This is a genomic window from Chryseobacterium sp. 27AL, assembly GCF_057815395.1.
Genome location: NZ_JBYRIW010000001.1, coordinates 649748 through 673003, shown reverse-complemented (window position 1 = coordinate 673003; position 23256 = coordinate 649748). Strand labels below are relative to the sequence as shown.

The window sequence follows — 23256 nt, the reverse complement described above, 5'->3', positions numbered from 1 at the left end:
ATATTTTTTATTAATATATTTGTTAAAATTGAATAATTAAATGGAGAAACTTTCAGAAAGAGTAAACAGACTTGGTTACTCACAAACTTTCGTTATGTCAAATAAGGCCAGAGAAATGAAAGCCAGCGGAATAGATGTCATCAGCCTTACTTTGGGCGAACCTGATTTTGACGTTCCGGACAATATAAAACAGGCCGCTTTCGATGCCATCAATCAGAACTACAGTCACTACTCCCCTGTCCCAGGATTTCTGGAACTGCGTGAAGCCATCGCTCACAAACTGAAAAGAGACAATAATTTAGAATATAAACCTGCACAAATCTGTGTTTCAAACGGCGCCAAACAGGCGATTATAAATGTTCTTGCAGCACTTCTTAACGATGGTGATGAAGTTATCCTTCCAAATCCATACTGGGTTAGTTATGATGAAATGGTAAAGATGATGGGCGGAGTTTCTGTAATGCTGCCGACTTCATATGTTACCGATTTTAAAATTACGGCAGAACAACTGGAAGAAGCCATTACCGATAAAACCAAAGCCATATTGTTCAGCTCACCCTGTAATCCTTCAGGCGGATACTATACGTATGATGAATTGAAATCTCTTGCAAAAGTTATTGCTAAATATCCTCACGTAACCGTCATTTCAGATGAGATTTACGAATACATCAACTACGAAACAAAAACAATTTCAATTGCCCAGTTTCCTGAAGTGTATGAACAGACGGCTGTAATCAACGGAATGTCAAAGGCTTTTGCGATGACAGGATGGAGAATCGGTTATTCTGCATGCCCGGAATGGCTGGCCAAAGCCTGCGAAAAAGTTCAGGGACAAATGACAAGCGGCGCAAATACAGTGGCTCAGAGAGCTTCAATTACCGCTTTACAGGCAGATCCTTCAGAATACAAATATATGATCGATGCCTTCAAAAAAAGAAGAGATCTGGTATACGATTTAATGAAAGATATTCCTGGATTCAAAGTATTGTTGCCAAAAGCTGCTTTTTATTTCTTTCCGGATATTTCATTTTACATAGGAAAAACGTTAAATGGAACAGAGATTAAAAATTCTGACGACTTTGCCATGTTCCTTCTTGAAAATGCACATGTAGGATGCGTAGGCGGCGTTTCTTTCGGAAGCCCGGAATGCATCAGATTTTCCTATGCCGCTTCTGAAGAAGAGCTTACTGAAGCCATGAGAAGAATTAAGAGTGTCTTAGAAAAATTCAGTTAGGTATTGTAGCTGTAAAAATAATTCACTAGCTTTAGAATTCAAAATATATAAAAATGAAAAATCTAAAGACAAAAAAATTAACAAGAAAAAAGTTGCAGACAATTAAAGGTAGCCAAACAGTCTACATCCAATGTGATAATGGGACGACTGGCCAAGCTCACAATGTAGAAAGTTTTGCAGAAATTGCTGAAGCTGCAAAAATGATATGCAAAGGAGGCGGATTTGATATATCATAGTAAAAAAAATTTGTAAATAGATTTAGGGCACTTTTAAGCCCTATTTTATTTTTAATAGTTTAATTTTATTCTCACTGATCTATGTAAGCAAGATATATGAAAGATAAAAATTTTACCTATTGTGTAGTTGCTTCTCAGGACAAAGTAAATGAAGCAGATATGCAGAAGCTTGGAGAAGTGAAAAAATTAAACTTAACCGAGATTTTTGGTTACTAAAAATAACTTAAAGCCCTGAATTCAGGGCTTTTTTATTTATTATTAAGCTAAAACAATAATAGATTTTATTAATCAATAATGATTTGTTTGATAGACGAATCATTTCTATATTTGCAGCAGAAAATTTAAATATAAAAAACAAGAAATTATGTCTTTAGTAGGAAAAAAATTCCCGAATGTAACCATTGACGCAATGTCTGAAATGGGTGATGATCTTAGAATTAACGTTTTTGAAGAGGCTACTGCAAATCAGCAAAAAGTTCTTTTATTCTGGTACCCGAAAGATTTTACTTTTGTGTGCCCTACTGAGCTTCATGCTTTCCAGGAGGCTTTAGGTGAATTTGAAAAAAGAAACACTAAAGTGATCGGTGCATCTTGCGATACAAACGAAGTGCATTTTGCATGGCTGAATGTTTCTAAAGATAACGGCGGTATCGAAGGAGTTACTTATCCTCTTTTGGCTGATACACACAGACAGCTTGCTAATCTTTTAGGAATTGTTGATCAGGATTTTGAATATAATGACGAAGGAGAAGAGGTTTTCACAGGTTCAAACGTTACCTACAGAGCAACATATCTTATCGATGAGACAGGAAAAATTTTCCACGAGTCTGTAAATGATATGCCTTTGGGAAGAAATGTAAAAGAATATTTAAGATTAATCGACGCTTATACTCACGTTCAGAAGCATGGTGAAGTTTGCCCTGCCAACTGGGAAGAAGGAAAAGAAGCAATGAAAGCTGACAGAAATTCTACCGCTGAATATTTAGCGAAAAACTAAATTTTTAATCTAGCAATGTATCAATCTAATAATGTAACAATGATGCAGAAGAAGATGATTGGTAAACTGTTACATTGTTTTATTGGTACATTGTTAAATTTTATTTTAAAATTTAACTTATGTATACAGAATTAACAGAAGATACGCTGCAGAATATTGTAAGCGAAAATGAAAAAGTAGTCGTTCAATACGGCGCAACATGGTGTGGAAACTGCAGAATTATGAAGCCAAAATTCAAAAAATTAGCTTCTGAAAACAACAGTATTCCTTTCCTATATGTAGATGCTGAGAAATTGCCGGAAAGCAGAAAACTGGCTAAAGTAGATAATCTGCCGACTTTTGCAATTTTCAGAAACGGTGAACTTGTAAATCAGGTTCAGACCAATCAGGCAGACAGTTTAATTAACTTATTTAACGAATTATAATGAAACTACCGGTAATAAGACAGTTTTATCAGAGTCAGACTCCCGAAAATCTTGAGAAAACACTGGAAGTCCTGGAAAGTTTTTCAGAGTTCAGAGGAGTAAGTGAAGAAGATTTGAATGTTGTCGGAGAATTGATCACCAACATCTGCGGCGCACTTGAAGTTCACGCCAACGTACAAACAGGAATGAGTGAAAAAGACGCTTTAAATTCATTTGCACAAAAGGTTCTAGGATCGATTGACAAATAATATTTAACACAATTCCATGGATTAGTGTTTAAATAACCAAAATAAAATCCCGATGAAAAAACATCAGGATTTTTTGAATTTATGAAAGTTTTGAAATTCTTAACTCAAAACTTGTAATTTATAACTTACATTTAGTTTCTTCTGCTCATCAAAATACTTAAGATATACCAGAATAAAAGCATAATCGAAGCAAAAAGCTGTAAAGAAGCGCCAACATATTGATTGGTACTGTAAGAATCCTTTAATTTACTAGTCTGATAAAGAATGGTTGCAGAAGCAAGAATTACCATTCCTACAGAGAACCAAAGTCCAAGATTAAATCCGAATAACATTCCTCCTACAATTAATCCAAGAGAAATAAATCCTCCGATCACAATGATATTTCTAAGGAAAGAAAAATCTCTTTTTGAAGTAAAAGCGATGAATGAAATCCCGGCAAACATTGCGATAGTAAGCATCGCTGCTTGGTAAATCACCTGCGGTCCGCTGTAAAGTGTAGCAATTTTAATCAATGGAAGAAAAATGACCGCTTCCAGCAAAATATAAAATCCTAAGCCAAAATATTGCGTTGATTTACTCAATGAAAGTGACCATTTTGTAGCTAAAACTGAAGCCAACCAGAATACTCCGATAATTAAAAGCCAGATATACCGCTGGGCAAACATGGCAAAGATCAACTGATCCGGAACGGTTTTCAACAAAACACTTTCTACCCCAATAAATGCAAGAATAGACAATGCGACATGCAAATACGTTTTTTTGTAAAAGTCAGCTTTCTCCACATCTGAAGAATGCGCAACCAAAACATCTGTCATCATAGTTTTAATTTTAATATTATTTTTTTATAACTGTTTATTGCTCATGGGTTATTCCGCATATTCAGGCTTTACTCCAAGAATCTTTCCGTCGTTTTCAAAAATTACTGTAATAATATCCCGTGGCGGATTCTGTCGATCATCGGAATATTTATATTGAATGATCGGATAGGTCTCGTTCTCATACAATTTCTGATATCCCGATTTGTATACGACCATTTTCCGGTCAAAACTGATTCCTCCAGATAATTTTGAGATGATATCATCAGACATATAATACGCTATCTTATCCGAAACCAAAGTTTTAATTTTTTCTTTATCCGAAGATTTCAATGCAGCGACAAATTTCATAAATGCCTGATTGTACAGATCAATTTTATCCTTGGGAAGTTCGGAAGTAAGCTCAATTTTCTTGCTTTCAACTACTTTTATTGTACTTTTCTGCTGGGAAATTGCCCAGTGAAAAACAAAAAATGCACATATCAGAAGTATTTTTTTCATATAAATCTATGATTGGTTGACAGCAAGATACGAAGAATTATATTACCGATAAAAATTTCATAGTATCAACATTATCAGCATAAGTGTCCAGGCCAGGATTCTGAGCTTCGCCAAGAGCTACGGAATCCAATCCAAGTTCTTCTTTTGCCACAATACACTGGATGTTTTCTTGATTTTCAGCAATAAAATTTTTCACTTCATCCAACAAAGAATATCTGCTGAAATTAATTACCGAAAGCGGACTGAAAAGCTTTTCATCTTCTTTCAGCATTACAAAATTATTATCCCAAAATGTTTCCTGATTGAGAAGATAAACCGCTCTGTTGTAATCATAATTATTGGCATATTTATTATGGTTAATAATATCCTGGAAACCAATAAAACTCTCAAATAATCTGTCAATTACGTAATCTTTAGGAATAAAAAGTCTCGTTACATTCCGGCAACCCAACCCGAAATACCTGAAAATATCTTCTGCAAGAAGTTTCAATTCTTCTTCGGTTTCGTCTCCTTTTAAAACTGCTACTGAAGTCCTGTTTTTTCTGATGATATGAAGATGGTTTTTAAAGTAATATTCCAAATATCTTGCGGTATTATTACTACCTGTAGCGATGACTGCATCAAAATTTTCAAGCCTTTCCACAAATTCATACCTGACATTACCCCCGGAAAATTCATTCCATTTTTTAAGTAAAAACGGGATCATGTATCGATCTTTCGATGATAGTTTGATTACTGGAATATGATTGCTCAACACTACCGAAATCACATCATGAAATCCAACCAAAGGAATATTTCCCGCTAAAATAAGCCCCACTCTTTTTGATGTTTTGGAGATAGAATATTCTTTAAGCCAGTTATTTATATTTTGTTCCGTAAGCAGATCTGCCCACTGTCGTAAAGCAAATTTCTGATTTTCAACCGTAAACCATGGGTTTTCAATTTCAGACTTTTTAATTAAAAGTTCAAAATCAACATCATTTTCATTATAATCTTCATTTTTTTTTGCTAAAAACTCTGATATATAGCGACTAAGTTCTATAAGTCCTAAAACTTGATTTTCAATATTCATAAGTACTGTAAAATTGGGGAATATTTTGTAATTTTGTGCAAATTTAAAAAAAATTAGCGATGGCTATTAAAATAACTGATGAATGCATTAATTGCGGGGCCTGCGAACCAGAATGTCCAAATAATGCAATTTATGAAGGAGCAGTAGATTGGAAAGCTTCAGAAGGTACCGAATTGAAAGGAACCGTAACATTGCCATCAGGCCTTACAGTAGATGCAGATGCACCACAGGAGCCTGTAAGCGATGATGTGTATTTCATTGTGACAGATAAATGTACAGAATGTAAAGGCTTCCACGAAGAGCCGCAGTGTGCAGCAGTATGTCCTGTAGATTGCTGTGTGCCTGATGAAGATCATGTAGAATCTGAAGAAGCACTGCTAAATAAAAAAGCATTCTTACACGGAGAATAAAAACTGCCGTCTCATACATCATGAGGCGGTTTTTTATATACGAAATCTGTATTTATTTACCAACCAACTATAAATGAAGCCGTAAGGATTACTTTACGGCAAAGCAAAAAAATAAATGATATGAGCAAAAAACACAACTTTAGCGCAGGACCATGCATCTTACCTCAGGAAGTTTTCGAAAAATCAGCACAGGCCATTCTGGATTTCAACGGAATCGGATTATCACTTCTTGAAATTTCACACAGAAGCAAAGATTTTGTTGCGGTAATGGACGAAGCCCGCGCCATTGTAAAAAGACTGATGAACTTAGGTGATGATTACGAAGTTTTATATTTGGGAGGTGGCGCCAGCCTGCAGTTTGCCATGGTTCCGTACAACCTGATGAAAGTAGGCGGAAAAGCAGCTTATCTTGATACAGGAACTTGGGCTGCCGGAGCTATTAAAGAAGCAAAAAAAGTAGGAACGGTAGATGTTGTAGGATCTTCAAAAGAAGAAAATTATTCATTTATTCCTAAAGATTATAAAGTAGGTTCAGAATATGATTATTTCCATTGCACGTCAAACAATACCATTTATGGTACTCAGATGAAATCTTTCCCCGAAGTGGATACCTTAATGGTTTGCGACATGAGTTCTGATATTTTCTCAAGAAAATTGGATTTCTCTAAATTTGACCTGATCTACGCTGGGGCACAGAAAAATATGGGACCAGCTGGAGTGACGTTGGTGGTTATAAAAAAAGAAATCCTTGGTAAAACAGGAAGAGAAAATATGTTCTCCATCATGGATTATTCTCAGCATATTGCCAAAGAATCGATGTATAATACGCCACCGGTTTTCCCGGTTTATGCATCTTTACTTACTTTACAGCACCTGGAAAACAACGGAGGGATTGCCGGTGCCGAAGCAAGAAATGAAGCCAAAGCAAAACTTCTTTATGACGAGATTGACAGCAATCCACTATTTGAGACGTTCTGCGTAAAAGAAGACCGTTCTTTAATGAATGTTTCCTTCAAAATTACTGACGAAAGCAAAAAAGAAGAATTCGACAATGCATGGAAAGCTGCAGGTATCAGCGGTCTGAACGGCCACAGAAGTCTTGGAGGTTACAGAGCAAGTCTTTACAATGCCTTACCAATTGAGAGTGTTCAGATTTTGGTAGATGTAATGAAGTCGTTCAATAAAAATTAGAAATGCGGAATTAAAGATCACGATCATTATTTTAAATTTTCTTAATTTGCGCAACTATTTAAATTTTTAATAATTCATCTTTAACTATTTAAATTAAATAAAAAGATCCATGAAAGTTTTAGCTAACGACGGTATTTCCAAAGCAGGAGAAAAGGCATTGAAAGATGCCGGAATTGAAGTTCTGGACAACAGGGTTGCACAGGATCATGTCATCAGCTTTATCAATGACAATAAAGTTGATGTTCTTCTTGTAAGAAGTGCCACCAAAGTGAGACAGGAACTCATTGATGCCTGTCCGGGGCTTAAAATCGTCGGGAGAGGCGGTATCGGAATGGATAATATTGATGTAGAATATGCTATTGAAAAAGGGCTGTATGTTATCAATACGCCTACTGCTTCATCAAAATCCGTTGCAGAGCTGGTCTTCGGGCATTTCTTTTCACTGGCGAGATTTCTTCATGAATCCAACAGGCTGATGCCTTTGGAAGGAGAAACTCATTTTGATGCCATGAAAAAATCCTTTAGCAAAGCATACGAACTTTCAGGAAAAACATTAGGGGTGATCGGCTTTGGAAGTATCGGTCAGGAAGTTGCAAAAATGGGAATTTCCTTAGGAATGAAAGTAATTGTCCTCACCAGAAAACCTCAGAAAAAAGTCCTTACGCTTGAATTTTTCGACGGACAATCCGTGAATTTCGAGATTACTTCCACCAATGATATGGATGCTTTCCTCAAGGAGGCAGACTTTATCAGCATCAATACCCCTAAAACAAATGAATATATCATAGACACTCCTCAGTTTGAAAAAATGAAAGATGGCGTCTATATTGTTAATACTGCAAGAGGCGGCGTGATGAATGAAGTGGCCCTTATCGATTTTATCGAATCAGGAAAAGTAGCCGGTGCCGCACTGGATGTTTTTGAAAAAGAACCCAATCCTGAAGTACTTCTGCTGATGAATCCTGCCCTTTCACTTTCACCGCATGTAGGCGGAAACACCGTAGATGCCCAGGAAAAAATCGGAGTAGAGCTTGCAGAACAAATTATTAAGATCAAAGAAACTATAAAATAAAATATGCCTGTTTTTAAACCTTTTCGCGGAATAAGACCTCATAAAGACTATGAGAGCACTTTCCCTACTCATCCTCTGGACAATTTCACGCAGGAAGAGATAGCGGAAAAAGCTCAAGTTGAAGATACTTACATCAATATGATCAAGCCATATGTTGTCAGTAAATCTAAAGATATCGATAGGAATTTAAGAAAGATCCGGTCGACGTTTGAAGAATTGATAAATGAGAATAAACTCGTTCAGGACAATTCGGCGTATTATCTTTATGAGCAGATCTATCCCGATAAACAGGTTTTCAGAGGACTTTTGGGCCTTGCCAGCATCGAGGATTTCTGGAACGGAAAGATCAAAAGGCATGAGAGTACCATTCCGCAGAAAAAAGAAAAACTGGCCCATTATCTTGAAAAGGTAAATCTGCAGGCAGAACCGGTATTACTTACCTATACCGCCAACTCCAAAATTGAGCTGCTCATGAATCACGAAGAGAAGAATGTTCCGATCTTCAATCATGTAGATACAAAAGGAATAAGGCACAAGATCTGGAGGATTGACAACCGCCTTAAATTACAGCAGTTTAAAGAAGTAATTGACCAGATCGATTCTTTCTACATTGCCGACGGTCACCACAGAATCGGGTCTACCGCCCTGAATGCGAAACATCAGAAAGATAAAAACAAAAGACATAACGGAACAGAACTTTACAACTTCGTCTACAGCTTCATCGTATCCAACCAGTCTATTAAAATCCATGATTACAACAGAATCGTGACTGATCTTAACGGGCTGTCAAATGAAGAATTTTTAAGCGAACTGGAAAAATATTTTCTTATCCACGAGAAGGGTGAAACGGCATATTTCCCATCCCAGAAGTTTCACATATCAATGTACATGGATGGTAAATTTTATTCACTTCACGTAAAACATGATCTCCGTTCCCAGGAAATGTCACTGGATAATCTTGATCATCATCTTCTTGATAAATATGTGTTTAAAAATATCTTAAAAATAGAAGATCCCGACAGTTCTGAAAAGATAGATTATATAAAGGGCACCTCTAACATTGAAGGAATTAATCAGCTTAAAGAAAAAATAGACAGCGGAGAAGGCAAAGCAGGATTCGGAATCTACCCTGTAAGTTTCAATGATATGATTAAAATTTCCGATCTGAAGCTGAGCATGCCGCCAAAATGTACATTCATTGAACCAAAACTTGTTACAGCCCTTCTGATGTACGATATGAAACAGTAAAAACTAACCAATTTTTCCTTACTTTTAGCATGGAAAAAGAAAGGTAAATAATAAATGAAAAAGATCTTCATTATCATTCCACTCTTTTTGGGTGGATTTTTATTTTCTCAAAAAAAGCCGTTGAAAAAGCCGGTAAAGAAAACCGGCATCACTCAGAAACTCAACTATCACGATGAGTTTAAAAAGATTTCGGATGAGATCATGATGAACGGAGCCGCCTACAACAATCTTGGCGAACTTACCAAAGGGATCGGACCAAGATTCAGTGCTACACCGGGATATATGAAAGCCGTAGAATGGGCCGAAAGAAAGCTTAAGGAAATCGGTATTGAAATGATCTGGCGACAGGAAGCGAAGGCTCCGATATGGGTCAGAGGAAAAGAATCGTTACAGATAAAAACGGGCAATGGTGAATGGAAAAATATCAGGATGTTGTCTTTCGGAAACTCTGAAGGGACAGGAGGAAAAGATCTTATGGGTGAAATCGTTCTCATCAACACGACTTCTGAACTCAATGCAATGTCTTGGGGACAGTTAAAAGATAAAATAGCTTTTGTCAACCTTCCTATGGATCCGAGAATTATCAATACCAGCGATTCTTACCTGATTACGGCAAAATCTAAGCTCATCTCCCCTTCCGTGATTGCTAAAACGGGGGCAAAAGCTCTAATCATACGATCATTAACCACGGCAAATGACGACACGCCTCATGCAAAGATGATCTATTATGAACCAGATGATAAAGTAAAAATTCCAGCCTTGACCATCGGCGCAAGATCTGCTGATGAGCTTGAAAAGCTACTTAAAAAGCAGAAAGTAACCGCAAAAATCAATATGACCGCCGAGTCAAAAGGTGAAACCACCAATCCAAATATCATCGCTGAAATACCGGGAAAGAAAGATTCTAAAGTAATTGTTCTCGGCGCCCAGCTCGACTCCTGGGATTTTGGGGAAGGTGCCATTGATGACGGAACCGGTGTCGTACAGTGTATAGAAGTACTAAGAACAATAAAGGCACTCGGTATCGAAAATAATCACACGATTCGTGTGGTACTGTATGCCAACAGTGAGAATGGCGGACAGGGCCGGGAAATGTACGCAGCTTATGTTAAGAAAAAAGAAGAAAAGCACGTTTTCGCGCTTGGAACGGATGCCGGAGGTTATTCTCCAAGAGGATTTTCTCTGGATATGTCGCCACAAAGAAGAAGGCAGATTTTTGAATGGAAAAATTATTTTCTTCCATATGGCGTCTATGATTTTGACCAAACCGAAGCGATTCAGGATATTTCTCCGTTAAAAAAGCTTGACATTCCATTGGCTGAACTGGTTGTCGATACACAACGGTATTTTGATTATCATCATTCCGTAGAAGATACTTTTGACAAAGTGAATAAAAGAGAACTCTTGCTGGGTGCAGTCGCGATGACACAGATGGTGTTTATGATTGATAAGAACTGGTAGTGTACTTTAATTTCTGAAAAATCTTAATTGATAAATGTGTATTTTAAGATAAGCTGATTTTTCTTTTATCGCATAGCTATACAAGTCTGTTTTGCTTTAATGAATGATTTAAGATATACAAAAGTCCGCTTCGGTTTATTCAGGCAAAAACAAATACTATTTCATTATACACTTTACATTGAAAATAGGCAGTAAGTACTCAAGAAACTGTATAGATTCGTATCATGAACTATAATAAATATGATTGTTAAATTTAAAATAATCGGCAAACTAGTATTTATTTATTAAAATTTAAACTAAAGAATAAAAGGAGAAGAAAATGAAAAACATTATAGCAGCTGCAATATTGCTGGGTACTATGGCATTTTCGGCACAGGAAAAACAAGATTCAGTGCAGTTTGCAGAAATTTCCACGGAGATATTAAATAAAGGAAAAAGCTATACCGAACTTCGGGAGCTGACAAAAAATATCGGACACCGTCTTAGTGGCTCCGACTCTTATGAAAAGGCCGTACAGTGGGTCGAACAGAAACTCCGTGATGCAGGAGCAGATAAAGTGTGGCTTCAGGAGGTAATGGTTCCGGTTTGGATAAGAGGTAAAGAATCGTTACAGATCAAGACCGCCAACGTAAAGTGGAAAAACTTAAAAATGCTTTCACTCGGAAATTCCGAAGGTACAGGTGGAAAAGATATTTCCGGGGAAATCATTATGGTCCGCTCAATAGACGAGTACGACAAGTTGTCTAATGAACAGGTAAAAGATAAGATCGTTTTCTTTAATTATCCGTTTAGTCAGTCTTATATTGAAACGTTCAGAGGATATAGTGATGCAGCAAAATACAGGACTACCGCCGCTACCTTAACGGCAAAAAAAGGTGGTAAGTTTGCTATTATCCGTTCGCTTTCTTCTGCTTTTGATGATGTTCCGCACACCGGAGCCATGCGGTATGGAGACGATAACAAAATCCCTGCGGTGGCTATCGGAAGTACAACGGCTGATGAGCTGGCAGCTCTTTTAACTTCACAAAAAGTAACCGCTAAACTAAACTCTAATTGCGGGATGAAAGGTGAAAAACTCTCCCACTCTGTCATCGGGGAAATTACCGGCAAAAAAGATCAAAGTGTAATTCTCGTGGGTGGACATCTTGATTCGTGGGATGTGGGTGAAGGCGCTCATGATGACGGAGCAGGAATTGTTCAAAGCATTGAGGTATTGCGGACTTTCAAAAATTTAGGGATCAAAAACAATCATACCATTCGCATGGTCTGTTTCGCTAATGAAGAAAACGGCGTGAAAGGCGGAGTTCAATATGGGAAAATGGTAAAAGAGAATAATGAGAAACATCTTTTTGCCATTGAAACTGATGCCGGTGGATTTACTCCACGTGGAATTTCTTTAGACATGGACAGTGAAAAAAGAAAGCAGATTCAAAGCTGGTCAGAGCTGTTCCTGCCTTATGGGATTTATGATTTTAAAAACACCTATTCCGGAACCGATCTTTATCCTCTTCATGATATGGGAATTCCTACCGCAGAGCTGGTTCCCGATTCTCAACGGTATTTCGACATCCATCATACGGAAGAAGATACTTTTGAAAAGGTAAATCGCAGAGAGCTTCTGCTGGGAGCAGTGGCCATGACACAGTTGATCTATATGATTGATAAAAACTGGTAATATACTAAACCGTTCCTTTTTGGAGGTTTTTTTTTATGAAATGATTCTCTTTCTGTATTGCTGTTCCGAAAAGCTGTTGCACCCTTGCAATGACTTTTCGGAAACATCCGAAAGTTTGTCACACCCTTGCAACAAGGTTTCGGGTAATCCAGAAAGTTCCATGCACCCTTGCAATGACTTTTCTGGTAAACCAGAAAGTGTGTTGCACCCTCGCAACAAGTTTTCCGATAAAGCGCAATACAATATAAAGAAAGTACAAATTCTGGTTACCTCTTTAAGTTTAAATTTTTAATGCAACGTTGGCAAGGTTTTATTTTAAATGATTGCGCATATTTTCCGTTCGCAAAGGCGCTAACGCTCAGCTAATGATAGCGATGTTTTAAGCATCAATTAATGAAAGCTAATACATACGATAACTTACTCAAACTTCTTTTTTCCTTACGTTTAAAGCAAAATATCCTACGTCAAAAAAACTTTTTTATCAAGCTTGACATCGATAATATTCCCACCCCTCTTGATCTTTATACTGAGAGTATTCTGGTCTTTTTCCAAGCGATTGATGAAATAATGGCAGACTGCGTTTTTATCAAGATTTTCAAGCTTTACCCCATTGATGCTGATGATTGCATCTCCTATTTCAATTGGAAAATTTTCTTCTTGAAAAATAAATGTGACCATCGCATTTCCATTGACAAAGCGATAACTGAAACCAAAAGATTCAAGAGTAGACGGACTTGTACCTATTCTTTTCATGTAAATTTTGTTATTGTTCCAGTCCAGTATAAAAGTGAAGTCTTTAAAAAAATCGTTGCCGATATAATCTGTTTTTCCGGTAGCCATTATTTCATCTTTAAACATTGTGTTTCCCATCTTCATAGCCTCTACTCGGAAAATATATCCCGATGCAGGCATGGCTGTCCCGAAAGCGCCGGTGGTACGGGTTCCGAAAGTCTTTACTAAATGCTGAAGTGCCTTCGGATCTATATTATCACCCGCTACTTCCAGCCTGCCGGAAAAGCCGGTATCAAAAGTAAGTTTTATTTCTTTGTTCAGTACTGAAGCCTGCACTATCGGAGTTTTCTGTAGCTGGCTTTCAAAAGGAACTACAACCTCATAATCCCGGATATCAAAAAGTGAAAGATCTTTTGATGCTTCCAGAGAATTCTGTGAATAATTGACTTTCCAGAACAGTTTAGCCATCTGATTGGCTCCGATAATACCGTCGACTTTCAGGCAGCTAAGTTCTGCGGAATTGAGATTGAGAACAACAGCGCCTACATTTTTAAAAACCAACTCATCGATCTTCATTTCCGGAAGTTCGGTGAAGATCTGCTGCTGTACCTTTTCATCCGAATCTTTGATTGATTTTTTATACTTTTTTTTAAGATTAAGTTCGTTGTAAATATTTTGTGAAATTACAGTCGGTGCTCCGGTATCAAACAGGAAGTTATAGAATTTTCCGTTGATACTCACCTTTACAAATGGCAGATTATTTTCAAATTTCAGGTTTATTTTTTCTACCGGATGCGGCATCTGCACCTCTCCTTTTTCAAAAAACTTTTTAGTTTGTCCGATAACTGTAATTGCGGAAAATATGAATAGTGAGTATAGGATCTTTCGCATTGACTTATTTTATGGCTAAAATAAGAGTTTTTTGAATAATAATGCTGAACCATCAATGAATAACTCCAATTTAAACATGAATCTTTACGGTTATTTAAAAAAATAAATTAATAAGATATTACTTCGATTTGTTAGACATTTCCTTAAGATAACTTTGATAATTAAAATAAGGTTCATGGATAAGGCTATTGGATTTCAGATATAAAGTTCCGGTTTTGTTATCAAGTATTACATTAAAATGTTTTAAAATCTGATTTCCAAAAAGACTTGCTTTTCCATTTGGTACAGCGGGATTTGAGGCGTTCGTTACAATATCTTTAAATTCAGTTCCTGCAATAAATGCATCCAGACGGATTATTTTACGTCCATTAATTATCGTAAGCGGCTGAAGATTTTCCCAGTTATGGTCTGATTGTGTAAAATCATTTCCGAGAAGCATAGAACCGTTTCTTCCTGTATCAAAAAGAAACCAGAAATCATATTTTTTAGTATTATGAATAAATTTCACTTTGAACATCGGACGATTTTGTACATAAAAAACAGGTGTTTTTTTATATTGATCTGCTTCGGCCGGCAAGCTTTCATAAATGGTAAACTCAAGTTTGTCATAATCAATTCCAATGATCTTATCCCGGAAAAATCCGTTTCCGATAATAATGTCTTCAAAAGCCTCCATATTGCCGACCTCGGTCAAAGGAATTTCTTCCCATTCCAGATTATTAATTTTTAAAATATTATGGAGACTTGTTTTTTCTTTATTGACCCCGTCTGTATTGCTGACTATTGTATGCGAGGAAAATTCGAGACCAATTTTCTCAGAAGAATTTCTGTTGACAACGCTAGTGCCAGCTCCAAGATCAAACTGAATGAGTACATTTTTACCATTGACCTGACCATCAAAAAAAATCTTTGAATTAATTAATTTAAATGGTAAATGGATCGGATAAGCTGATGTTTTTTTCAAATCAGGTAAATCCGGAGGTAAGATTGAGGCTATCTGAACATGGCAACTATCTTTCCCGTTGAGCAAGACAACAAAATTATATTTTTTTCCCGGCTGAGTTTTTATGGCCAGTTGGTCTTTATCTGTTTTAAATTTGATAATGCTCTTTTTCGATGGAATATTCACATAATAAATATCGGGCCTGGCATCTGGTTCTAGGTTCCAATCAAGCTTCACATTCTTGCCATCAGTAATCGATGCTTTTTTTGAAGTAGCAGTTATTGTTCTTATGTTTTTTTGCGCATATACAGCATTGACTCCGAAAATCAGGATAATCAAGCTTATAAAATTTTTTTGCTTACAAGTTATCATATTTCTTTCTATTTCAATATTATGAGCAAAGAACTGAATTTACTCACAACAGAAAGGAAAATATAAGCTGCCAATTCCCCGACACCTGGCTGTCAATTATCCGCCATTATTATAAAATATTGATATTTGGAAAGATATGGTCTGGTTTTTCATTACTTAGGAACAATGCATTTCTAATGATTATAATGCCGTTTATTAAAATCCAGACTATTGGGATCAGCATTTTTAAATTGCTTTTTACCAGAAGCCAGTCGTTAAGAATTAAAATAAATACAAACAATATAATAGAAATAAGACTCCAGATGATCTGGATAGAAAGCAATTTTTTGTTGAGTGTATTCGATTGCTTTTTCCAAAAAACAAGAAAAAATGGAATCAGTATATTAAGTGGAGGAAAACATATAAATGGCAATGCGGAAAGATTCACAATTTTATTCCACCTCAATGCATCTTGACTTTCAATTTCAAGAGTATTTTCATTGTCAAAATATGACTCATCGATTTCTAATGCTTTAGCAAGTGATGTACGTGTGAATCCTTTTGGTATTTGTCCAGCCTCAATTCTCTGTATAGTTCTTACTGAAATACCCGACTTTTCGGCTAATTCTTCTTGTGTCAGGTTGAGTAATTCTCTTTTTCCGGCTAATTTATGCATGACCTTTTTATTAGATTTTTGTTTTATCTTGCAGTTTTATGCCTAAATTTTATCCAATACCTTTTTCGGTAGCACTTTTACCAGCTGTGGTTTATATTCTTTTTCAAGGACTACAAACTTCCATGACTTACGGTCTTTAGAGACAGCGCAGGCTTTCATAGCGGCATTGATGGTATAGACGCCTTCTTTCGAAAGATACTGTACATTGTTTTTTCCGTATTTCTTTGCCAGCATGGTACTGATCTGTTTTTTCATGTCGTCATTCAGAGAACCCATATTGCATTTCATGGTAAAATAATAGTGGGCAATAGAAAAATATTCACCATTGATGAGTTCCGGTTTTTCAATATTTCCAAACTTCAGATTATTAACTTCGATCTTCATGAAGGGATTATTATACGTCATGTTCAGAATCTGTGTCATCTGATCTTTCGGTACAATCGTGAAAAATTTAGGATAAATACAACTCACTGCCTGGTCGATCTTTTTAGTTATGACCGAATTCATGAAATAAGTAAGATTTTTTTTGATGGCTGCATCATCGGGATTGGCTTTGGCCTGTGCCAATGACAGGAAAGAAATCAGCGCGAACAGCAATAGAAGTGATCTGGTTTTCATAATTTAATTTTAAACTTTATTTACGTCAGGTTCGAGTGTTTTTCGTAATGAAATGAAAATTATCGAGATATTTTTTGAGCTTATTTAAATAAATTTTTCGATACGATTTTCTTCAAAAAACCTACTCAAAGTGATATTTGTTCTGAATCTGTCGCTTGATTTAGTAAAATCGTTACAAAAGTATTTTTACGCTGTGAAAATAGAAAAAGCCATCCTTACGGACGGCTTTTCAATATATTTCAGGTCTGATTATTTCACTTTCACAAGCTCAACATCGAAGATCAGCCATGCATTTGGCGGGATCACGCCACCTGCACCTCTTTCTCCGTAGCCCATTGCCGGTGGAATTAATAAAGTAGCCGTTTCACCTTCTTTTAATAAAAGAATTCCTTCATCCCAACCTTTGATTACTCTTCCCATTCCGATAGGAATTTCGATCGGCTCATTTCTTTTGAATGAAGAATCGAATTCAGTGCCGTCAACCAGCTTCCCTGCATAGTGTACAGAAACATTATCACCTGCTTTCGGAGCTTTTCCGTCAGTGGTTTTGGTGATCTTGTAGTAAAGCCCGGACTCTGTTTTCTGCATTCCTGCTTTTAAGTCTTCTACCATTTTCTCCTGGTTTGTTTTAAACTCTTCTTCTTTTTTCTTTTTCTCAGCTTCTTCTTTTGCTAAATAAGCCTTGTTATTCTCAGCGATTTTTGCCTTTCCTTCGTTAAAAGTTTTAGCAGCATCGTAATTTTTGTACTCGTCTCCTTTACTGAAAACAGAAACTTTCTCCAAAACAATATCCGTTTTAGGCTTATCCTGAGGACCTTTTTCTACGTTGGCAATCGCATCGATCACTTCTTCACCTTTTACTACTTTTCCGAAGATGGTATGTCTTCCATCTAACCAAGGTGTAGCCACTTCAGTAATAAAGAACTGAGAACCATTGGTGTTCGGTCCTGAATTTGCCATAGAAAGAATTCCTTTTCCAGTATGTTTAAGGTCGTTTCTTTCGTCCTCGAATTTATATCCAGGATCTCCCATTCCCGTCCCCTGAGGATCACCTCCCTGGATCATGAAATCTTTGATTACTCTGTGGAAAATCGTTCCGTCATAGTAAGGAACTCCTTTCGCTTTTGCTTTGTTGTCGATTTTCCCTTCTGCAAGACCAATAAAATTGGCTACAGTTACAGGTGCTTTTTTGTCTTCAAACTTTACGATCATATTTCCTTTCGTCGTCTGAAGGTTTGCATAAAGTCCGTCATTAAGACCTTCGTAAGTTTCTTTGTCTACGTTCATTTTTTTATAAATTGGTGTACAACTCATGAGCGAAATACTTGCCGCTGCCAGAATTATATTCTTGTTAAACAATTTCATTGATTATAATGCTTTTAATTTTATGATTAACGGGATATCGTTGTCTATTTTCTTCTCATCTCCATACGTACCATATGCAAGAGCTGAAGGAACCAAAAGCGTAACTTCCTCACCATTATGGATAAAACGCAAAGCATCTTCTACCGCTTTCAATTCGTCAAAGTGCCCGAATCTGGCATCTCTCCTTTCGATTGGCTGATCGTAAATCTTGGTCTGATCAAAGTCATAAAGATCATACGAATAAGAAATAAAGCTTTCATCCTGTCTTCTCTGCCTCTGATCAAATCCCTTAATATTCACCCAGTAATTAAGCTGGGTAGGATAAAATTTCACAGGCTGATTATTGATCCATTCCTGAATATGATATCTTTCCTGCGCATTCAGGTTTTTCATCCGTTGCCTGGAAACATCAAGATCATTCTTGCTGAGAACTCCGCCGACTGGTGGATGGGTCTGCGTATTCTTGCTGCAGCTTAAGAAGCTGAGAACCGATATGAAGAGTATTTTTCTCATAAACTTTTGCGAAAATACACATTTCAGGAATGATTAACAAAACTTGTAAAAAAAGTTTAAACATTTTCAACGTCATCCTGAGCTGAACTTTAATTGTGCCAGTCTGTTTTTCTTTGAAGCTTTATCCGGCTTTCCGCACTCGCTATTTTCTTGGTTTCGGCTGCGGCGGCTTCGCCGCCGCAGCCGAAACCAAGAAAATGAGCTCAAACAAAGCTGCAATCCGGGCTAGGGTTGAGATCATCTTTTGTTATTCCGATTAAGAATCTCATCAGTATGTTGTTCGTCACTATACTATGTTTTGTTCAGCTGAAATATTAGTTAACGCAAAAAGCCGGGAAATCCCGGCTTGCATATATATTTAAGTATAAAATTAAACAGTTTCCAATACATGATCTACCTGAACTCTCCATCCGAAAGGATCTTCTGAAAGATTGCTCTGGATGCTAACAAGATCATTTTTAAGTAATTCTGCATAGCTTTCTTCATCTGATAATCTTGGCAGCTGAAGCTTTTCACCATTGTATCCCAAAGCCTGGAAAACAGTCGTCACCACAGCTGTTCCAACGCCCCAAACTTCTTTCAGAGTGCCGTTTTTCTGTGCTTCAATAACGTCTTTTACCTTAATAGGCTCAACTTTTACTTCAATTCCTCTCTTTTTAGCCAACTGAATAAAGCTGTCTCTGGTAACACCATCAAGAATTTTTTCTGATGTTGGCGGTGTATAAATAGTATCGTTGATTCTTACAAATACATTCATCGTTCCGCTTTCTTCAAAATATTCGTGGGTAGCATCATCGGTCCAGATGATCTGCTCATAGCCTTCTTCGATTGCCAATTGTGTAGGATAAAAAGAAGCAGCGTAATTTCCTGCAGCTTTTGCAAAACCTACTCCACCGCTTGCCGCTCTTGAATAATGGTCTGAAATTTTCACTGATACTGGCTCTGTATAATAACTTTTTGCCGGTGTTGCCACAATAGCAAACATATATTTATTCGAAACCCTTGCTTTAAGTGCTTCTTCAGTAGCAAAAATCAATGGTCTGATATACAATGACATTCCTTCTCCGTAAGGAATCCAGTCTCTGTCAATGTCTACCAATGCTTTTAAACCGTCTAAAAACATTTCTTCCGTTACTTCCGGCATTGCAAGACGCTTCGCCGATTTGTTGATACGCTCAAAATTCTTTTCAGGCCTGAAAAGGAAAACCTGTCCGTCTTTGTCTTTGTAAGCTTTCATGCCTTCAAAACAAGCTTGTCCGTAGTTTACACCCATCATGGCAGGAGTAAACATTAAAGGACCATAAGGAACCAATTTTACATCACCCCATTTTCCATTTTCGTACTCACATATAATCATATGATCAATAAAAGTATTTCCGAAAGAAAAATTGTTTGGGTCGAATGTAGAAATTCGGGAGTTTTCAGTTTTTTGAATTATCATTTCTAAAATTTTTTATGATGTTCTACAAATTTAACATAATTTTCTAAATATAAAAATTTTAGAGTAAATTTGTAAAAAAATAGCTTGAAAAGAGAAATTAAAACTACAAACGACGGTAGTAAAACGTTATATATCAATGATTTAAATGAAAACTATCATTCCCATCACGGAGCGCTTCAGGAAGCAAAACACGTGTTTATCAAAAACGGATTAAATCTTTTAAATCATTACGAAATTAATATTTTAGAACTCGGTTTTGGAACAGGTTTGAACGTTTTGGTGACAATTAATGAATATTTAAAAACTGACAAAAATCATATCATCAATTATTTTACGCTTGAAAAATACCCAATAAATGAATCAGAAATGAACAATTTGGCATACGATGAGCTTTTTGATGACCTGGAATTTAAAAATATTTATCAAAAAATTCACAAAGCAGACTGGGAAAAGCAGACTGAAATTGTTAGTGGTTTTACATTAAAAAAAATACAATGCGACTTTTTTGATCTGAAAAACATAGACTTACCTAAAATAAATCTTGTGTATTATGATTGTTTCGGCGCAAGAGTACAGCCTGATCTTTGGGAAAAGCCGTTGTTTGAAATGGTTTCTGACAAAATGGCGGTTAACGGATTGTTAACAACCTATTCTTCTAAAGGAAGCGTAAGAAGAATTCTTCAGGAACTTAATTTTGAAGTGGAAAAAAAGCAGGGGCCGCCGGGAAAAAGAGAAATGATCAATGCGGTGAAGAAATGAACTTATAATATATGAATGTACCAATTTAACAATGATCACTGGTAAACTGTTACATTGGTACATTAATATATTGTTATTTGGCAAGCCTTATTCCTGTAAACTGCCACTTCAGATCGGGCTGGAAGAAATTACGGTAGGTATCTCTGCTGTGTCCCGGTGGTGTAGCGACAGATGCCCCCCTCAACACCATTTGATTGACCATGAATTTACCGTTGTACTCACCGACTGCTCCGGCTTCTTTTTTAAATCCGGGATAAGGGAGGTATGCACTATTGGTCCATTCCCAACGTTTTCCCCATTCAAAATGAGGAGAAGCCACTTCCCATTCTTGTTCGGTTGGAAGACGCATTCCCTTCCAGGAAGCATACGCTGAAGCTTCATAAAAATTTACATGACAAAGTTCAGCATCAGGATCAACTTCTTCCAGTCCACCCAAAGTATAACACATCCATTTTCCATCGATTTTATGCCAATACAAAGGAGATTTAACCTTATTTTCTTTCACCCAGTTCCAGCCGTCAGCATGCCAATATCTAAAATCAGAATATCCTCCGGATTCCATAAATTCAAGATATTCTCTGTTGGTCACCAAACGGTTTGAAATTCCAAAATCATGAAGATAGACTTTATGCCTGTTTAGTTCATTATCAAAACAAAATCCCAAACCCTCGAAGCCAATTTCATAAATTCCTTCCGAGAATCTGAGCATTCTTTTCTCTACCGTTGTTTTGTGGGTGTTTTTAATTTCTTTTTTATAAACAGGAAAAAGTGGATTATGACCAAGAATATATTTTATGTCAGTAATTAAAAGTTCCTGATGTTGCTGTTCGTGATTGAGGCCCAGCTCTAAAAGCGGTAGAATGCTGTCATTCATATGATGGCTGTTGAGAAATTCAGTCATTTTTTCATCAACATATGCTCTGTATCTGTAAATATCAGAAACTGAAGGCCGGCTGAGATTTCCACGATCGGTACGGATTACTCTTGCGCCAATAGTTTCATAATAGCTATTGAATACAAAATTATACTGGTCATCAAAAACTTCATAAGAAGGAAAATTGGGAATCAGAATAAATGTTTCAAAAAACCAGGTGGTGTGTCCTAAATGCCATTTGGGAGGGCTTACGTCAACAATTGGTTGAACAACATAATCTTCAATCTCAAGGGGCTGACAAATATTCTCCGAACGTTTTCTGATGTCACGGAATTTTCTTACCAGAGGATTTATAATTGTATTGGTTTCCATTTTTTTTAATTTAATTATTAACTTACCTTCCAGATACTATCAACGAACCAGTCTTTAGAATCAGCAATTTCACCAGTGATTTTAAAGCCGGTTTTTTCAGCCAGTTTCCTTATTTCTGATCTTGAAAACTTCTGTGATACTTCCATGTCAATAACTTCATTTTCTTCAAATGAAATGAGTTGGCCTGCAATATTTACTTTCTGATCTCTAAGACTTACAAGAAAACTCCTGCAGGCACCCGTAATTGGGTCATATGATTCGTAATGCTGAAAATCATCAATATTAAAATTACCGTCAAGCTCGCGATTGATTCTTGATAAAAGATTCAGATTAAATGCTGCTGTGATTCCTGATTTATCACTATATGCATTCAAAACAGTGTAAGGATTTTTTTTAAGATCAAAACCAATCAGAAGAATATCTTCCTTATTTAATAACTGATGAAGAGCTATACAAAAATTTTCAGCTTCCTTCCTGTTCATATTTCCAATGTTTCCTCCTAAAAATAAAATGACCTTTCTTCGTAATGAAAGCTTCATGGCTTTTTCAAGCATCTCAAAATATTCTCCTTCTAATGGCTCGATGTCTATTTCAGGGAGCTGCCTTTTTAAATTTCTCTCCAGTACCGAAAGAATATTTCCTGAAATATCGATGGGCATATAGGTAAAATCAGTTTCTGTTTCACTAAGATGCTTAAGTAGATAAGTAGATTTCATTGCATCTCCCGCTCCTAGCTCAATAAGATCAAAAGGTTCCTGATCTGCCCTGATGCTTTTTGCAATTTCTGAAGTTTTATTCTTAAAAATATCCAGTTCACATCGCGTAAGGTAATATTCAGGCATTGCCATTATTTTCTGGAACAATTCGTCACCAGTCTTATCGTAAAAATATTTGGATGACAAATGTTTCGGTGTACTTTGCAGTCCTGTAAGAACATCATTTAGAAAATGATCTGTATGATCTTTTTCGCTGCTTTTTTTTGATTCTTTGATTAATTGCAGATTCATATAAGTTGTCATTTGGTTTTGAAAATTCTACAACTATCTTGCCGCTATTATAAAATTTTTAACGAAATATTTCTTTACTGTGATTTTATTTCGCTTCATAATGTAAATAATTATCATAAATCTTTTTAA

The 23256-nt window shown here is 36.4% G+C and carries 24 protein-coding genes; 12 read left to right on the top strand and 12 right to left on the bottom strand.

Going from position 1 to position 23256, the window contains the following annotated elements:
* Nucleotides 1–40: 40 nt before the first annotated feature.
* The 5 genes from AC3WV0_RS02840 (at nucleotide 41) to AC3WV0_RS02820 (ending at nucleotide 3140) form a co-directional block, all read left to right on the top strand.
* Nucleotides 41–1234, top strand: coding sequence for a pyridoxal phosphate-dependent aminotransferase (locus tag AC3WV0_RS02840; protein ID WP_488843815.1), 1194 nt, complete (start codon nucleotides 41–43; stop codon nucleotides 1232–1234).
* A 53-nt stretch (nucleotides 1235–1287) separates the two neighbouring features.
* Nucleotides 1288–1470 (top strand): hypothetical protein, encoded by a 183-nt coding sequence (locus tag AC3WV0_RS02835; protein WP_488843814.1) that lies wholly within the window; start codon nucleotides 1288–1290, stop codon nucleotides 1468–1470.
* A 364-nt stretch (nucleotides 1471–1834) separates the two neighbouring features.
* The gene (locus AC3WV0_RS02830; RefSeq protein ID WP_089855172.1) at nucleotides 1835–2467 is read left to right on the top strand and encodes a peroxiredoxin; all 633 of its coding nucleotides are present in this window, start codon (nucleotides 1835–1837) and stop codon (nucleotides 2465–2467) included.
* 119 nt (nucleotides 2468–2586) lie between these two features.
* Nucleotides 2587–2892: a thioredoxin family protein gene (locus AC3WV0_RS02825; RefSeq protein ID WP_488843811.1), complete on the top strand. Its 306-nt coding sequence runs from the start codon at nucleotides 2587–2589 to the stop codon at nucleotides 2890–2892.
* The gene (locus AC3WV0_RS02820; RefSeq protein WP_488843809.1) at nucleotides 2892–3140 is read left to right on the top strand and encodes a DUF6952 family protein; all 249 of its coding nucleotides are present in this window, start codon (nucleotides 2892–2894) and stop codon (nucleotides 3138–3140) included. Before AC3WV0_RS02825 ends, AC3WV0_RS02820 begins: the two co-directional genes overlap by 1 nt.
* A 131-nt stretch (nucleotides 3141–3271) precedes the next feature.
* On the opposite strand, the gene AC3WV0_RS02815 is transcribed toward AC3WV0_RS02820, so the two are convergent.
* Genes AC3WV0_RS02815 through AC3WV0_RS02805 form a run of 3 tightly spaced genes read right to left on the bottom strand, consistent with a single transcriptional unit; the run spans nucleotide 3272 to nucleotide 5528 of the window.
* Nucleotides 3272–3958 (bottom strand): Bax inhibitor-1/YccA family protein, encoded by a 687-nt coding sequence (locus AC3WV0_RS02815; protein WP_488843807.1) that lies wholly within the window; start codon nucleotides 3956–3958, stop codon nucleotides 3272–3274.
* Between the two features lie 48 nt (nucleotides 3959–4006).
* Complete coding sequence (locus AC3WV0_RS02810) at nucleotides 4007–4456, bottom strand: peptidylprolyl isomerase (protein WP_488843805.1); 450 nt, start codon at nucleotides 4454–4456, stop codon at nucleotides 4007–4009.
* 37 nt (nucleotides 4457–4493) lie between these two features.
* The gene (locus tag AC3WV0_RS02805) at nucleotides 4494–5528 is read right to left on the bottom strand and encodes an acyl-CoA reductase (RefSeq protein WP_488843804.1); all 1035 of its coding nucleotides are present in this window, start codon (nucleotides 5526–5528) and stop codon (nucleotides 4494–4496) included.
* A gap of 59 nt (nucleotides 5529–5587) precedes the next feature.
* Between AC3WV0_RS02805 and AC3WV0_RS02800 the strand changes: the two genes are divergently transcribed.
* The 6 genes from AC3WV0_RS02800 (at nucleotide 5588) to AC3WV0_RS02775 (ending at nucleotide 12585) form a co-directional block, all read left to right on the top strand.
* Nucleotides 5588–5938, top strand: coding sequence for a 4Fe-4S binding protein (locus AC3WV0_RS02800; RefSeq protein WP_034682968.1), 351 nt, complete (start codon nucleotides 5588–5590; stop codon nucleotides 5936–5938).
* Between the two features lie 120 nt (nucleotides 5939–6058).
* Nucleotides 6059–7129: a 3-phosphoserine/phosphohydroxythreonine transaminase gene (gene serC / locus AC3WV0_RS02795; RefSeq protein ID WP_488843803.1), complete on the top strand. Its 1071-nt coding sequence runs from the start codon at nucleotides 6059–6061 to the stop codon at nucleotides 7127–7129.
* 109 nt (nucleotides 7130–7238) lie between these two features.
* A complete protein-coding gene (locus tag AC3WV0_RS02790; protein WP_488843801.1) occupies nucleotides 7239–8201 on the top strand; it encodes a D-2-hydroxyacid dehydrogenase in 963 nt (320 codons plus the stop codon).
* A gap of 3 nt (nucleotides 8202–8204) precedes the next feature.
* On the top strand, nucleotides 8205–9449 hold the full coding sequence (locus AC3WV0_RS02785) for a DUF1015 domain-containing protein (RefSeq protein WP_488843799.1): 1245 nt from the start codon (nucleotides 8205–8207) through the stop codon (nucleotides 9447–9449).
* 54 nt (nucleotides 9450–9503) lie between these two features.
* Nucleotides 9504–10910 carry a M28 family peptidase gene (locus AC3WV0_RS02780; protein ID WP_488843798.1) on the top strand — a complete coding sequence of 469 codons (1407 nt, stop codon included), beginning with the start codon at nucleotides 9504–9506 and terminating at the stop codon, nucleotides 10908–10910.
* Between the two features lie 319 nt (nucleotides 10911–11229).
* Entirely contained in the window at nucleotides 11230–12585 is a 1356-nt protein-coding gene (locus AC3WV0_RS02775; protein WP_488843796.1) for a M20/M25/M40 family metallo-hydrolase, read from the top strand.
* Nucleotides 12586–13044: 459 nt separating this feature from the next.
* Here AC3WV0_RS02775 and AC3WV0_RS02770 read toward each other — a convergent pair whose 3' ends face one another.
* From AC3WV0_RS02770 to AC3WV0_RS02740, 7 genes are all read right to left on the bottom strand, one after another.
* Entirely contained in the window at nucleotides 13045–14208 is a 1164-nt protein-coding gene (locus AC3WV0_RS02770) for an aspartyl protease family protein (RefSeq protein ID WP_488843795.1), read from the bottom strand.
* Between the two features lie 118 nt (nucleotides 14209–14326).
* Complete coding sequence (locus AC3WV0_RS02765; RefSeq protein ID WP_488843793.1) at nucleotides 14327–15490, bottom strand: retropepsin-like aspartic protease; 1164 nt, start codon at nucleotides 15488–15490, stop codon at nucleotides 14327–14329.
* 142 nt (nucleotides 15491–15632) lie between these two features.
* Nucleotides 15633–16178, bottom strand: coding sequence for a helix-turn-helix domain-containing protein (locus AC3WV0_RS02760; protein ID WP_488843792.1), 546 nt, complete (start codon nucleotides 16176–16178; stop codon nucleotides 15633–15635).
* 42 nt (nucleotides 16179–16220) lie between these two features.
* The gene (locus AC3WV0_RS02755) at nucleotides 16221–16796 is read right to left on the bottom strand and encodes a hypothetical protein (protein ID WP_488843790.1); all 576 of its coding nucleotides are present in this window, start codon (nucleotides 16794–16796) and stop codon (nucleotides 16221–16223) included.
* Between the two features lie 249 nt (nucleotides 16797–17045).
* Nucleotides 17046–18083 carry a peptidylprolyl isomerase gene (locus tag AC3WV0_RS02750; protein ID WP_488844696.1) on the bottom strand — a complete coding sequence of 346 codons (1038 nt, stop codon included), beginning with the start codon at nucleotides 18081–18083 and terminating at the stop codon, nucleotides 17046–17048.
* Between the two features lie 81 nt (nucleotides 18084–18164).
* A complete protein-coding gene (locus AC3WV0_RS02745; RefSeq protein WP_488843789.1) occupies nucleotides 18165–18674 on the bottom strand; it encodes an FKBP-type peptidyl-prolyl cis-trans isomerase in 510 nt (169 codons plus the stop codon).
* 370 nt (nucleotides 18675–19044) lie between these two features.
* Nucleotides 19045–20115, bottom strand: coding sequence for a branched-chain amino acid aminotransferase (locus AC3WV0_RS02740; protein ID WP_488843787.1), 1071 nt, complete (start codon nucleotides 20113–20115; stop codon nucleotides 19045–19047).
* 84 nt (nucleotides 20116–20199) lie between these two features.
* Between AC3WV0_RS02740 and mnmC2 the strand changes: the two genes are divergently transcribed.
* Nucleotides 20200–20874, top strand: coding sequence for a tRNA (5-methylaminomethyl-2-thiouridine)(34)-methyltransferase MnmC2 (gene mnmC2 / locus AC3WV0_RS02735; protein WP_488843785.1), 675 nt, complete (start codon nucleotides 20200–20202; stop codon nucleotides 20872–20874).
* A gap of 73 nt (nucleotides 20875–20947) precedes the next feature.
* Here the strand turns inward: mnmC2 and egtB are convergent, their stop codons facing one another.
* Together egtB and egtD are read right to left on the bottom strand one after the other, a co-directional pair.
* Nucleotides 20948–22120, bottom strand: coding sequence for an ergothioneine biosynthesis protein EgtB (egtB, locus tag AC3WV0_RS02730; protein ID WP_488843783.1), 1173 nt, complete (start codon nucleotides 22118–22120; stop codon nucleotides 20948–20950).
* A gap of 17 nt (nucleotides 22121–22137) precedes the next feature.
* A complete protein-coding gene (gene egtD, locus AC3WV0_RS02725) occupies nucleotides 22138–23127 on the bottom strand; it encodes an L-histidine N(alpha)-methyltransferase (protein WP_488843782.1) in 990 nt (329 codons plus the stop codon).
* Nucleotides 23128–23256: the final 129 nt, after the last annotated feature.